The organism is Paenibacillus sp. FSL H8-0283 (assembly GCF_045040675.1).
Taxonomy (GTDB): Bacteria; Bacillota; Bacilli; order Paenibacillales; family Paenibacillaceae; genus Paenibacillus; species Paenibacillus amylolyticus.
The window spans coordinates 6,519,051-6,532,888 of the sequence record NZ_CP150295.1 but is presented as its reverse complement, the minus strand read 5'-3'; the positions used below and the strand labels follow the sequence as shown (position 1 = coordinate 6,532,888).

The following is a 13,838-nucleotide window of genomic DNA, read 5'->3' as shown; positions in this document are numbered from 1 at the left end:
CGATGAAACAGTCTATAGGGGAACGACTTTTTGATGTATTTAATACACTGCTGCTCTTGGTGATCATGGTTTTATGCTTGTACCCGATGCTGTACGTGTTCAATTCTTCAATCAGCGACCCGGACCAGATGCTGCGTTCCCGTTCACTGATGCTCATTCCTGAAGGTTTTCAGCTGGGAGCGTACAAGTCGGTATTTCAGGATACTCGCATCTATACTGGATATATGAACACCTTGTTCTATGTTGTGGTGGGTACCGCCATTAATCTGCTCATGACTTCACTGGCTGCATATGGGCTGTCACGCGGTGATCTGATGGGCAGAAAAACGCTGATGAAATTAATTACGTTCACGATGTTCTTCGGCGGGGGTATGATTCCAACTTTTCTGCTGATTCAGAATCTGGGCATGGTGGATACCCGTTTTGCGCTTATTATTCCGGGTGCCATCAGCACGTTTTATTTCCTCATTATGAAAACAAACTTTGAGGGCATTCCGATCAGTCTGATCGAATCGGCGAAGCTTGATGGTGCCAATGACTTTCTGATTTTGTTCCGAATTGTACTGCCTTTGTCAAAGCCAATCCTGGCGGTCATGATGCTGTATTATGCGGTTGACCATTGGAATGATTATGTCGGACCGATGCTCTACCTGCGCAGTCAGGAGTTGTATCCGATCCAGATTATTATGCGTGATATTCTGATCAGCAGCAGTACAGAGGCCATGGGCGCTGGCGCTGATACCGGCTTTGCCATTGGGGAGAACATCAAATATGCGACTATTATTATCTCCACGCTGCCGATTATGCTGGTATATCCGTTCATCCAACGTTATTTTGTTCAGGGCGCTCTAATCGGTGCTGTGAAACAATAAAAAATGTATCCTATGGAGGCGAATTACGTGAAAAAAAGAATGGGGTCCATCCTGTTGTCATCGCTACTTACCATGTCTTTACTGGCGGGCTGTACGGGGGATAATGAACCAGGTGCCGCAGAGCCAGCAGAAGGAACAGAACCTGCGGTTCAGGCGTTGACCGAGATTCCGCTACCGATTACAAGTGAGCCTTTTACCATTGACTACTGGCGCGCCAATGATGCCAAACTGACAGCTTCCTTGAACAATTTTGGCGATATGGCGGCTTATAAGGAAAAGGAGAAGCTGACAGGCATTAAAGTGAAGTTTACACATCCTCCGCTTGGACAACAGCGTGACCAATTCAATCTGTTGATCTCCACGAAAGAGCTACCGGATGTCATTTATTATAACTGGGCAGATGCCGTTGGCGGACCGGAAAAAATGATCAAGGATGGTCGAATCATTCGATTGAACGAACTGATCGACAGTTATGCACCGAACTTAAAGCGGATTATTGAATCCGATCCGGATGTGAAAAAGCAGATTGCACTCGATGATGGCACGATCTATATGTTCCCGCTGCTGAAGCTGGATGCATTAAAGCTGAATGCCACTTCTGGTTTAATTATGCGCCAGGATTGGCTTGATGCATTAAATCTCAAGGTACCTACCAACATCGATGAGTGGTATACGGTGCTTAAGGCATTCAAGGAACAGGACCCCAACGGAAACGGCAAGTCTGATGAGCTACCATTTACCGGAAACTGGGGACCGGGTAACCTGACCAAGCTCCATGATTTTGCCGCGGCCTTTGGTGTCATTGGTGGCTTCCAGATGAATGGAGACAAGGTGGAATTCGGACCGATTCAACCGGGCTACCGAGATTTCTTAGAGACCATGGCCAAGTGGTACAAGGAAGGGCTGATTGATCCCGAGATCATGACCAATGACGGTAAAGCTTTCGATTACAAGGTCACCAGCAATCTGGCAGGCGCATATCAGGGTGGTGTGTTCAGCGGCATGGGGAAATACTTCAATCTGATGAGAGATACGGATCCGAACTTTAACGTGACGGGTGTACCATGGCCTGTATCTCCGGATGGAACTTCGTATGCGACATTTAATCTGGACGCTAAAGTGTTGTCTTATGGTGAGGCTATTACGGCTTCCGCAGACGAAGACAAATTGAAATATATTGTTCAGTGGATGGACTACAACTATAGCGAAGAGGGTAGTGATCTGTTCAACTTTGGTATCGAAAATGACAGCTATGTTCGTGACGGGGAAGGTGTCAAATTCACAGATACCATCATTGATAATCCGAACGGTCTAACGTATGACCAGGCACTGGCTTCCTATGCCTTATCCATTATGGACGGTCCAATCAATCAGGATAGTCGTTATCTGGATGCATTATTATTTGACGATGGACAGCGTGCGGCAAATGCGGAATGGATGAAAGCAAGCTCAGCATTAACGCTTCCTCCAATTCGTTTGTCAACAGATGAGGTGACCACAAGTACATCCATCATGAGTCAGGTGAATACGTATTTGAATGAGACGATGACTGCCATTATTAGCGGACAGAAGCCGATCACCGAATTTGACAAGATGGCCGAAACAATCAAGAGCATGGATATTGACCGGGCGATTGAGGTTCATCAGGCTGCGTATGATCGATATCAGTCCAAATAATACGTGAGAAATCGAGCGCTAAAACTTTGGGGAAACCTTTCTGTATGTGATATACCTAGTAGTATCACGTGGTTCAAAGGAGCGCTTTGGTCATGACAGCCTACCGCAAACTCAGCATCAAAATGAAAATGTTTCTGATGATTATGTTCATGATGGCGTTTATCATCATCCTGGCGTTTGGGTCTTTGTACTATACGTACTCGGTGTATGACAAACAGCTGTTTGATAAGTCGTCCCGACTTCTGAACCTTTCTTCGTCTACAGTGGATGTTGAACTTCAGAAGTTGGAAGCGTTATCATTAAACATGATCTCCGATACGCAGATTCAAAGAGCTTTGAAGTCGTTGTTGGATGACAATAGCGCATATTCAAGTTTTATTGAACGAAAAAAGATCACGGATCGGTTATGGGAGCATATCAGTGGGGCTGCACGATATGTGCAGTCCGTTCATCTGATTGATTCCAGGGGAAGAGTGAATAAATATGGCGAGACACTAACCGTATCCCAGGAAAAATATGATCGGATGATTGCGGCTGCGGAGCAGGCCAATGGTGCAGTGCGCTGGTTATACCCGGATGACGATGACCCGATGCTGGTTATGGTCCGTCAGGTGCGAGCCTACGAACCGATGACTCTGGAACCGGTAGGCATACTGTTTCTGCGTATTAATATCGAGCGACTCGTTGAGGAGTATGCGGGCATCGATAGCCAGGACAGTGACATTATTTTAAAAGCAGGCAGTGATGTGGTGTATCCTTATCGCCAGCTTCCAGAAGCGGTGTCCGCCGGACTGAATCCACTTCCAGGCAGTGGGGGATATGAGATCAAGAATCTGGATGGGAGGGAGATATTTCTTTCCCAGAAGAAATCCGCATACACCGGCTGGGTTTACTACAATATGGCCTCTTATGATGAAATTTTTGAGCGTATTATATGGTTGAAAAATATACTGATCGTCGTTTATCTTATCGCCATTCTGGTTGTTCTCGCGCTTGGTATGGTGTTCGCACGCAGTCTGACAAGGCCGATTAGGCAGCTCATCAGTCAGATGAAGGAAGTGCAGTATGGGGATCTGGAGAACATAGACGCCAATCTGTCCATTCCAACGCACCAGCACATGGATGAACTGGGATTGTTACAACGTACGTACCGAATGATGATCACACATATTAATACATTGATCAAAGAAAATTATGCAAGCCAGCTGGTCATTAAAGAAACGGAGTTCAAGGCGCTACAGGCGCAGATCAATCCTCACTTTCTGTATAATGCGCTGGATTCGATCCATTGGCTCGCCAAAAAGAACAGGCAGGAGCAAATCTCCAGTATGGTGCTGTCACTTGGGTATTTGCTGCGTTCCTCCATCAGCTTCAAACAAAATATTATTACCATTGCCGAAGAACTGGAGATCGTCAATCATTACATCACCATTCAGACCTATCGTTTCCGGCAACGGCTGGATTTCCGTATGGATTTGCCTGCTCCCTATCTGGGTTGTGCCATTCCAAAGTTGACCCTACAGCCACTACTGGAGAATGCCATTCAATACGGATTGGAACCACAGGTTGGATCATGTCTGATTCGAGTGTATGCCGAGATATCAGCTGGCAAGCTGGCTCTTATCGTGGAGGATCACGGTCCCGGCATGGAACCCGAATATGTGGAACAGGTGCTGCGCGGTGAAGTGAAAACCAGAGGCACAGGTATTGGTCTACTGAATATCAGGGAGCGGGTACGTCTGGCTTTTGGCGAAGAATATGATGTTCTGCTGGAGAGCAGGCCGGGGCTTGGAACGAGAGTAACGGTGCTGCTGCCACCCCCATCACCAGGTAAGGAGGAGAAGTTATGGGAAGATGGATGCGAATGATAGGCATGCTCTGCCTTATGCTGACTCTTCCTGGCTGCGTGAACCAGTTGGATCAAAGGCCAGGCATGATTGTGGAAGAAGAGCCGATAACGCTGCGCATCGCTTGGTGGGGTGGGGAGTTCCGTAACAATGCAACGATAGCCGTTATCAACCTGTATGAGAAGTTGAATCCACATGTGAACATCGAATACGAATATAGCAGTTTCAATGAATACTGGAGAAAACTTGCCCCACATGCAGCAGGCAATGCGTTGCCCGACATTATCCAGATGGACATCTCCTATCTGTCCCAGTACAGTTCGCTGCAACTGTTGGAGGATATGACGCCGTACATGAAGAACGGGCTGATTGACACGACAGATATTGAGAAGGAACAGCTGGAAAGTGGAAGCCTGAATGGAAAAACCTATGGTCTCAGTTTGGGGGTTAACGCCATGCTCAGCATCTATGATCCGGAAGTGTTAAAGGCCAATGATATTGAATTGCCAACGGATACGTGGACATGGGCGGATTTTGACCGGATGGGCGAGCAATTACTCGGGAAAGGCATCTATCTGGGAACCTATTTTACGCCGGAACAGTTTTTCGCGTATTACTTGAGACAGTATGGTTCCAAGCTATACGCGGAGGATGGCAAGAGGTTGGGTTATGAGGATGATGGGCTATTTATTGAATACTTTGGCAGGATGCAGAAGCTCGCAGAGAAGAAACTTATTTTTGCACCGGATATCTGGACATCAGACATTGGCCAGCCTGATAACGACCCGTTTTATCTGGGAGAGGCTTTGTTTAGTTGGGGGTATTCCAACCAATTTATCAGCACCGCTCAGCGTTATGGCAAACCCTTAACCATCTCCCCAATGCCTGGGCCAAACAGCCAGGATGGATTGTTCTTGAAGCCAGGCATGTTTTTCTCCATGGCGGGCAATTCCAGACATAAGGAGGAAGCGGCCAAGTTCATCAGCTTTTTTGTGAATGATTTGGATGCCAATCTGCTGCTCAAAGGGGAGCGGGGTGTGCCCGTCTCATCCAGTGTCAAAGAGCGGATGAAGCTGGTGGTTGAACCGGAGCTGGCGCAGGTGTTTGATTATATCGATTGGGTTGCGGATAACAGCACTCAGATGGACCCGCCTGATCCCGTAGGTGCGCCAGAGGTCACTGCGGTATTACGTGAGTTGTATGATCTGCTGCTGTTTGGCAAAATTACGCCTGAGCAAGCGGCGGTGGAATTTCGTGAACGGGCGAATGCCATTCTGGGTGGGAAGTTATAAGAATGGACTAGATCATATATGTATTTAATGGACTTGGGGCTGTTGTCGTTCACAAGCTCAACCTTCATTCTACTCGGGTGAGGGTTTTTGTTATGGAATGGTGTATATTTCCTCTAGTATAATGAAAATGGGTAGTTGTCCTATCTGTAGATTAGATAGATTCTATCCATATATTAATGGATGAGGAGTGTCAGGACATGTCCATACATCAGATAGGTCACAAGGTGTCTTTTGCCGATATGAAAACGAAGTTGCCTCAGGAGAGCTGGATGTACACTCAGAATGAAGCGCACAACGGTGAATTTGAAGCCGAGGAAGTATGGTTACATTCTGGTGATCTTCATATCAGTGAACTGTTGTTGGATGAAGGACCCTTTTTGATCTTAGTTGAAGGAAATCTGACAGTGGATCGTTATATTGGAAATACAAGTTCCGACGCGGCCAGTTCAAATCTGGTTGTACTTGGGAATCTCATAACGCCCTATATGATCGTGGGTGGGCAGGAAATATATATTACAGGTAATCTCTATGTGGAGGATATGTTCTGGGGGGATTATAACCATGGAGAATTGACAGTGAGAGGGAATGTAGAAGGTGGATTGCTGGTAAGTACCGATCAATATACGATTCAGGTTCAAGGACAGCGTAATGTGAAGCGTCAGCTTGAAGAATGGGAGGATCTCGGACCATGGCGGGGCTTTGACATGTTGGCGTTATTCGTTCCTGAATGTGTGATTGATGAAGATACAGAGCCGTTTCCTTGGCGAGAAGAAATGTTAAAGAGGCTGCAACAAGGACAACCTGTAATCAACCGAAAGTACATTCATGCTGATGAATCAGAGCCAGATGCGCCGGATTGGTTCGAAGATCATCGGATTACCGCTGAGAACATAGAGCGTCTTACTCATCCATCTTTGTTGCCTGTAAGAGAGGAGGATGAGTTACTGAACAGCTATGAATTTTGGTTGGACGAGCAATTTTGCCGAGTATCGGTCTATGGAGATGAGCATACGGAGGGTTATTTCCGCAGTCTGTATTTTCAGGATGACCACAATTGTGCATTGTTGCTTAAGATGGAGCCATCAGATCAAGGTTCCAACTCTCCTGATAAACATATCGTACAACCGGGTGAACCTGTCTGGATGATCTCAGGAGCATATCGTTATCTAAACAATGAGAAGTCGGAATGGAACGTATTTTCGGAGAACTCACCTGCTGATATTCAGCAGTTAAGCGAGCAAGGATGGAGCACCTTGTTGCAGTCTGTATCGAATTATCAGTATGCCCGTTCCTTAATTTCGCACCAACTGATCCACGATTTATTAGCACTGCCTGTCGTGGAGCCATATGACGATTATTATGATGATGATCGGCACGGGCTGTGGATTGGAGAGTTATATTATGCATTTCGACAAGCAGGTCAGATGTCTGATGGTGTTCCCCAGCCAGCTATGCTACGTATTGGAAGAGAGTATGTGGATGCTCAAGGGGAGACGCAGGTGGAGAAATACTATTATACCCTGCACCAACATGCGGACGGCTCGGAAAGTGTGTTGATCGAATACTCGGCTCAGGATGACGAGGAAGAAGATTCATTGTTGCTTGAACTTCATTACATCGGCGGCTCTCAGTTACTGCATGCCGTTCACTTGCTGGAACATGGACGCAAAGTGCTCATTCAAGCGAATGAGGATTTACTGAATGGGGAGCTGCCTTACGCTGCTGAATCATTTGCAAAACGATTTTGGAAATCCAAAGGATACCTGAAATGAACAAAACAACCTTCACCTCTATTACAAGAGGGAGGGTTGTTCTGTCATTGCATTTAACCAAATTGGGCTTGATGCAGTCGGCTGTACGAGCCTTTACGCGCGAGCAGTTCTTCATGACTTCCTTGTTCAGCAACGCTGCCATTCTCCACCACCACGATGCGATCGGCGTGTCTAATGGTCGCCAGTCGATGGGCAATCACCAATGTCGTACGGCCCTGAGCCAGCTCGGACAAGGCCAGTTGAATGGCAGCTTCCGTCTCGGTATCGAGCGCGGAAGTGGCTTCATCCAAAATGAGAATAGGTGGGTTTTTCAGGATCATTCTTGCGATGGATAAACGTTGCTTCTGTCCGCCGGACAATTTCACGCCACGTTCACCGATCATGGTGTCCAGTCCATCTGGCTGGGATTGTACCAGCTCTTCCAATTGGGCCCGGCGAATGGCTTGCCAGATTTCCTCATCGGAAGCATTCAGTTTGCCGTATGCAATATTTTCACGAATTGTTCCGTCAAACAGGAAAATATCCTGCTGCACAATCCCGATATGGGAGCGCAGTGATTCCAGCGTCATGTCCTTCACCGGAATGCCATCAATGGAGATATGTCCTGCATCCACATCGTAGAAACGTGGGATCAGACTGCATAACGTCGTTTTACCTCCGCCCGAAGGTCCAACCAGAGCAACCGTCTGGCCTGCCTGGATATCCAGATTAACCTGAGACAGCGTAGGTTTGTGTTCTCCATAAGAAAAGGTAACGTTATGGAAAGCAATATCACCTTTGACATCCGGAATCGGTTTTGCCTGGGGTGTATCTTCTACATCCGGTACAGCTTCAAGCAGCTCCAGGTAACGTCTGAATCCGGCGATGCCTTTAGGGTACGTCTCGATGACAGAGTTAATCTTCTCGATCGGTCCGAGGAATACATTGGAGAGCATCACAAAAGCGATGAACTCCCCGTAAGTCATACTTCCTTGAATAACAAACCAGGTTCCGCACACGAGTACAAACAGCGATACAAATTTCATCAGGATAAAACTGAGTGAAGAGTTCCAGGCCATAATACGGTAGGTGATTAGTTTTGTAAGCCGGAAACGTTCGTTGTTCTCAACGAAACGTCCTACTTCATGTTTTTCATTGGCAAAAGCCTGTACCACACGGATGCCGCTCACATTGTTCTCTACTCGTGCGTTATAATCGGCGATATCCGCAAACATGCGCTTGAACGCCTTGGACATTTTGCGACTGAAATACAGCGACAGGTAGATCATCAGCGGCACGATGATGAACGTCATCACAGCCAACTGCCAGTTGATCCCCAGCATAATCCCGAAAGCTCCGGCGAGTGTCATGAGGGCAATGAATAGATCCTCGGGTCCGTGATGCGCGATCTCACCAATATCCATCAGATCGTTGGTCATGCGGGAGACCAGATGTCCAGTCTTATTGTTATCGAAGAAGCGGAAGGACTGTTTCTGTACACGCTGGAACAGTTCACGCCGCATATCGGATTCGATGTTAATGCCAAGCTTGTGGCCCCAATAGGTCACTGCATAATGGAAAAAGGAACTGAGCAGGTAGATGCCGAGCAATCCAACACACGCCGCTAAGATCATGGACCAATTGCCAGCCGGAAGCAGTTGATCGACCACCCGGTTCACGGCAAGTGGAAAGGCCAGCTCCAGCAGAGCGGCAGCGATGGCACAGGAGAAGTCCAAGATAAAGAGTCTTTTGTAAGGACGATAATAAGACATAAAACGGCGAAGCATATGTAAGTCCTCCTCAATATGACATAAATGCCCGAGCAGGCTTATTAGCCTGTCCGGACACCTGTATTCATGCTTATGTTATTTACGGTTTTGCTCGGCACGTTCTACGATCATATTGGCAAATTCTTCAGCCTGACCTTGAATCGCAATCGGGTCGAAGTACCAGTAACGGTCTTCCAACAATTCGTACACCTGATTGTTTTTCACAGCCGGCAGGGATTGCCAGATGGAATCACCTTGGTAATTTTTAGTGTTCTCTCCAACGGTTAAGAAGATATGATCCCCTGCATAATCACCAACAACTTCACGCGAAATTTCTTTCCATTGGGTATCACCCATCAGTTCTTTTTTGGTGATTTCGAGTGGGGCAAGTTGCAAAGCACTGTAAACCGCTTGTCCTCCTCGACCAAAATTGTCTCCATATCCATAATAACTCTTGTCGGATACTTCAAGGATGGAGAAGGTTTCCTCCGGTTTAATGACTGTTTTCACCTTAGCGCGAGCGGCTTCAATCCGTTCATCGTACGTTTTCAGCCAAGCTTCGGCTGCTTCGGATTTGTTCATCAGCTCTCCGAATCCCCGGATTTCGTCATGTACATTGGTGAATGTACCATATGGAATGACCACGGTCGGTGCGATTTTTTGATAACTCTCAATTTCGCTGGCCTGATCAGAGTAGGTAATGATCAGATCCGGGTTCAAGGCAATAACCTTCTCCATGGATACCGCCGCCCGATCACCAATACTCTCTATGCCCGCCACCTGATCGGCATAGAACGGGTTTTCCAAATAATATTGAACAGCCCCAACGGGTTTCACACCCAGTGCGAGCAGATCACTTACGTACATATCTGTAACGATCCGTTTCGGTTCAGCCGGAATCTCAACATCCCCGCTTAATGACTTGTAGATCCGTGTGCCATTCGAATTATCCGAACCGGACGATGTGTCTGTGTTCGTCTCGGAAGAGGCTGTTGTTGTTTCGGTTCCCGCTGCCGATGTCTGTTCAGTGGCAGTCGAGCCTGTTCCGCTGCTACATGCAGCCAGAATCATAATGATGGCGAGCATAAGAAGCAAGCCGGAAAAGCGTTTTTTTGCAGCAAACATATTTTGTTCCCCCTGTGTATAATCAATAATGATTATTATTCTCATTAATAACATAGAGGAAGATGTGATATTTGTACATGGACAACTATGATCACTACAGCATGGACAATTATGATGTGAGGTGACGCATGATATGCTGCAACTGCTCCATAACGGACAGGGGATCAAATCCATAGAACATGTCGGCATCAATCTCGTATACGCGTCCTTCACGAACGGCAGAGAGGGTGCCCCAAGATTCCTGATTCAGCAAGTTATCCAGCATTTCTCGTTCGGCAGGTTCCTCAGGGAAGGCGACAAACATGTGATCTGCGGCATACAAGTGAATCTCGGACAACGGAACATGAACGTACCCCGTAAGTAACTGTCCATCCTGCTCCATACGTGAGGGCGGAGTGAAGCCCAGCGATTGATACAGCACATGAGAAGCTCTGCCCCAGCCATGACCGTAGATATAAGCTCCGTCTTCTCCAATCATAAACATGCAAACGGCGGACCCTCGTGTTCCTTCCATTTGTTGGTCCAACGTATGATTGGCTTCTTGCTCAAGTTGATGATATTGATCTAACAAAGCTTGTGCATTGGACTCAAGCCCTGTGATTCGACCCAAAAGAAGAAGCTGCTCCTGCCAATCGAGTTCCTCAAAAGGCATTAGAATGGTCGGTGCGATCAGACGTAGTTCATCGGAAGCGGGATGCGGTGCATACCCGATAATGACATCGGGCTGAGCGTGTGCAATCAGATCCGTATGTCTAACCAGCTCATATTCGGAATGTCGCTCAAATGGTTCATGACCATCATGATCATGTTCCCCCAGTTTTTCTTCCATCCAGCTGGCGACGGCGCCCATGTGGGGAGCATGGCCCAGTGCCAGAAGTGAGGCTGTATAATTGTAAGTCAAAGATACAATCTTCTTGGGCATTTTTCGGTAGTGTGTTGGTGCTGATCCAACCATCTGTTTGAATTTGCGGCTCAGATAAAAGGTGTCCCTGTAGCCTGTCAGTTGTGCAATCTCCTGTAGCGTAGGGTTCGCGAACAACAGATGCTCCTGAGCCATCCGGATCCTGAGACGGGTCACATATTCAACAAACGTAAGACCTGTATGTTTCTTGAACTCCCGTGAAAAATGCTCAGGACTCACATTTGCATCCCTAGCCAATTGTTCGCGGGTCAGCGGATGGGTATACATCTGATGGATATGTCTAAGCACGGCATCAAGCCAGGAGTGATCTTCATGAGCATAATGAGTCACATGATCCCGCAAAATATCCAGTAACTCATAGAAAAGCATATGTGGCCTAAAGGGGCTGGAATCACGGCCTGCCGTACTGGCTTGAACCAGCTCTACTGCCCTGTCGGTGAGAGTACGACTCGCAATGGGAACTGGTATCCCGAACGGCCAGAACAGCTGTTCATTTTCAGTGGAATCAAAAGCAATAGCAATGCCCTGTACTGGCGACAGGGAGCCGCGTTTGTTCTCGTGCTGAAGCAGGGTTCCAGCTTGTCGAACGACTGCAGAGCCTGCATTTAATGTCAGTTTACCCTCTGCACTGATCAGCCTGGCCTGGCCAGCAGTAATGACGTATAGCACATGAAGAGTGCTCCACATCTCATCTATGCGGGAGAATGCCTCGCGGTCGTGAAGCTGCACCAGATGGCACAGCTTGAAGAGGGCAACAGGTACGGACTGAATCTTCTGCAAGGAAATGGGACGGGACAGCGATTTTTTATGGTAAATAGGCTTGGAAATATTCATTTGATAACTGTCTCCTTACATAAGTCAGCAGGGACAGTATTCGTCTCATACCCCTGGTGTACTGGCGTAATTCTCGGATCTCGACTATTATGCAGTATATACTATAAACGGAGTGACGTGGATGGACAGATTGAACAAATCAACTTTTTATTTGAAAAATAGATAAAGTGGTTGAAATCGCTATCAACACCGACTATAATGAAAATGTCGAAACGTTTCAATCTGGCGTTTACTGCCAGTTTCATTGTATTAGGCACGAACTGTTTATAGAGCGCCAGATTGAAAGACGTGTCATGACCATCACTAATGGTACGGACTGGAGCGGGATGCATTCAAGCGTGGTCCCATAAGGATGGAAACGAGGGTTTTTTTTGAGAACACCTCGAAACGTTTCGATTGACATCCATCGCTATGATATGTAAAAAGATTAATAAACGATCATGAAGGATTTAGTGGTTGTTCTAACCATGTATCGTATAGAATGTGGGTAACCTTGAATTTGTTCTTTATAGGTTCAACTAAACTTTTTACGCGAGAACGGAGAGGACAGAAATAACGTGAAGAAGCGAAGCGTTCGCCTTTATCCCCGGATTTTCCCTTTGAAGAAGGGAATTAAAAAAAATCTGGGGATAACAGCGATCGGAAGGTTATTCTGTCATCGGAGTGGTAAGTGTAAATATTCTTTAGTTGAACTTATATATAGTTTAGAAGGAGCGAACGTGGAATGGCAACGATTAAGGATGTGGCAAAGCTGGCAGGTGTAGCACTCTCGACTGCTTCCTATGCGCTGAGCGGGGATAGCAAGGTTAGTGCCAAGACCAAGGCTAAAGTGCTTGAGGCAGCACGAGAACTGAATTACCGCAAGAACGGCTTTGCCATGGACCTGAAACGGAGCCGGACAAACACGATCGCTTTGATCCTGACCGATCTGTCGGGCCCGTATTACTCGGAGTTGATCCGTAGTGTACAGGATGTAGCCCTCGCGAACGGATATGACCTGATTGCTTGCAGCTCCATGGGTGGACGGGATTCAACGGCAGTGCGATTTTTGCGTGAAAAAAGAGTAGATGGAGCCATCATTCTGGCGCATAACATTCATGATGATATTCTGGTAGAATCTGCCGGTCATCGTTTTCCCATCATTGTGATGGATCGTCAGCTGTCGAGTGACCATCTAGTCAACGTGCTGGTGGATGGAGAGCAGGGCGGTTACCTTGCTACCCGCCACCTCATCCAGGCTGGACATCAGAAGATTGCTTATATCAGCGGTCCATCCAACTCGTATGACAACGCGCTCCGTTACCAAGGGTATCTGCGAGCGATGCGGGAAGCGGGACTTGAAGAAAAGTCCAAATGGCGTCTGAGCGGTAATTTTGTACGTGAGGGCGGATACAGTGCAACCAAGATGATGATCATGCAGGGCGATCTTCCCTCAGCGGTATTTTACGGTAACGATGAGATGGCGATTGGCGGCCTGAAGGCATTGGAAGAGCGTGGTGTATCGGTGCCAAATGATATTTCCGTGATCGGTTTTGATGATATTCAGTTGTCCGAATATGTGCATCCACCGCTGACAACGATACGCCAGCCGAAGCATGAAGCCGGTTCGCTCGCCGGACATCTATTATTCCAGATGCTCAATGGCGAAGCGGTTGACCCTTCATATACGTTAACGATTAATATGATCGAGCGCAGCTCTGTACGTTCGGTTTAGAACGAGTCTGAACAACAAAGAACTACCCGCATGCT

9 protein-coding genes are annotated in these 13,838 nt (G+C 47.2%); 6 read left to right on the top strand and 3 right to left on the bottom strand.

The window, feature by feature from the left end; translation table 11 throughout:
• Positions 1-2: 2 nt before the first annotated feature.
• The 5 genes from MHI52_RS28725 (at position 3) to MHI52_RS28705 (ending at position 7,460) form a co-directional block, all read left to right on the top strand.
• Entirely contained in the window at positions 3-872 is an 870-nt protein-coding gene (locus tag MHI52_RS28725) for a carbohydrate ABC transporter permease (RefSeq protein WP_036667808.1), read from the top strand.
• A 27-nt stretch (positions 873-899) separates the two neighbouring features.
• On the top strand, positions 900-2,549 hold the full coding sequence (locus tag MHI52_RS28720; protein WP_405158062.1) for an ABC transporter substrate-binding protein: 1,650 nt from the start codon (positions 900-902) through the stop codon (positions 2,547-2,549).
• Between the two features lie 92 nt (positions 2,550-2,641).
• A complete protein-coding gene (locus tag MHI52_RS28715) occupies positions 2,642-4,417 on the top strand; it encodes a sensor histidine kinase (protein ID WP_405158061.1) in 1,776 nt (591 codons plus the stop codon).
• The gene (locus MHI52_RS28710; protein WP_405158060.1) at positions 4,396-5,688 is read left to right on the top strand and encodes an ABC transporter substrate-binding protein; all 1,293 of its coding nucleotides are present in this window, start codon (positions 4,396-4,398) and stop codon (positions 5,686-5,688) included. The genes MHI52_RS28715 and MHI52_RS28710 overlap by 22 nt, the downstream gene beginning before the upstream one ends.
• Positions 5,689-5,885: 197 nt before the next feature.
• On the top strand, positions 5,886-7,460 hold the full coding sequence (locus tag MHI52_RS28705) for a hypothetical protein (protein WP_405158059.1): 1,575 nt from the start codon (positions 5,886-5,888) through the stop codon (positions 7,458-7,460).
• 53 nt (positions 7,461-7,513) lie between these two features.
• Here the strand turns inward: MHI52_RS28705 and MHI52_RS28700 are convergent, their stop codons facing one another.
• From MHI52_RS28700 to MHI52_RS28690, 3 genes are all read right to left on the bottom strand, one after another.
• Positions 7,514-9,226 carry an ABC transporter ATP-binding protein gene (locus MHI52_RS28700; RefSeq protein ID WP_036612711.1) on the bottom strand — a complete coding sequence of 571 codons (1,713 nt, stop codon included), beginning with the start codon at positions 9,224-9,226 and terminating at the stop codon, positions 7,514-7,516.
• Positions 9,227-9,304: 78 nt separating this feature from the next.
• The gene (locus MHI52_RS28695; protein WP_405158058.1) at positions 9,305-10,333 is read right to left on the bottom strand and encodes an iron-hydroxamate ABC transporter substrate-binding protein; all 1,029 of its coding nucleotides are present in this window, start codon (positions 10,331-10,333) and stop codon (positions 9,305-9,307) included.
• Between the two features lie 109 nt (positions 10,334-10,442).
• Positions 10,443-12,089, bottom strand: coding sequence for an ABC transporter substrate-binding protein (locus MHI52_RS28690; protein ID WP_405158057.1), 1,647 nt, complete (start codon positions 12,087-12,089; stop codon positions 10,443-10,445).
• Positions 12,090-12,813: 724 nt separating this feature from the next.
• Here MHI52_RS28690 and MHI52_RS28685 point away from each other — a divergent pair.
• A complete protein-coding gene (locus tag MHI52_RS28685) occupies positions 12,814-13,803 on the top strand; it encodes a LacI family DNA-binding transcriptional regulator (RefSeq protein ID WP_127548952.1) in 990 nt (329 codons plus the stop codon).
• The last annotated feature ends 35 nt before the right edge of the window (positions 13,804-13,838 follow it).

What these genes read in the sequence shown, in the direction of transcription:
- MHI52_RS28695 (WP_405158058.1), bottom strand. Translation starts at nt 10,333, where the DNA reads ATGTTTGCTGCAAAAAAACGCTTTTCCGGCTTGCTTCTTATGCTCGCC.
- MHI52_RS28700 (WP_036612711.1), bottom strand. Translation starts at nt 9,226, where the DNA reads ATGCTTCGCCGTTTTATGTCTTATTATCGTCCTTACAAAAGACTCTTT.
- MHI52_RS28705 (WP_405158059.1), top strand. Translation starts at nt 5,886, where the DNA reads ATGTCCATACATCAGATAGGTCACAAGGTGTCTTTTGCCGATATGAAA.
- MHI52_RS28690 (WP_405158057.1), bottom strand. Translation starts at nt 12,089, where the DNA reads ATGAATATTTCCAAGCCTATTTACCATAAAAAATCGCTGTCCCGTCCC.
- MHI52_RS28715 (WP_405158061.1), top strand. Translation starts at nt 2,642, where the DNA reads ATGACAGCCTACCGCAAACTCAGCATCAAAATGAAAATGTTTCTGATG.
- MHI52_RS28710 (WP_405158060.1), top strand. Translation starts at nt 4,396, where the DNA reads ATGGGAAGATGGATGCGAATGATAGGCATGCTCTGCCTTATGCTGACT.
- MHI52_RS28685 (WP_127548952.1), top strand. Translation starts at nt 12,814, where the DNA reads ATGGCAACGATTAAGGATGTGGCAAAGCTGGCAGGTGTAGCACTCTCG.
- MHI52_RS28725 (WP_036667808.1), top strand. Translation starts at nt 3, where the DNA reads ATGAAACAGTCTATAGGGGAACGACTTTTTGATGTATTTAATACACTG.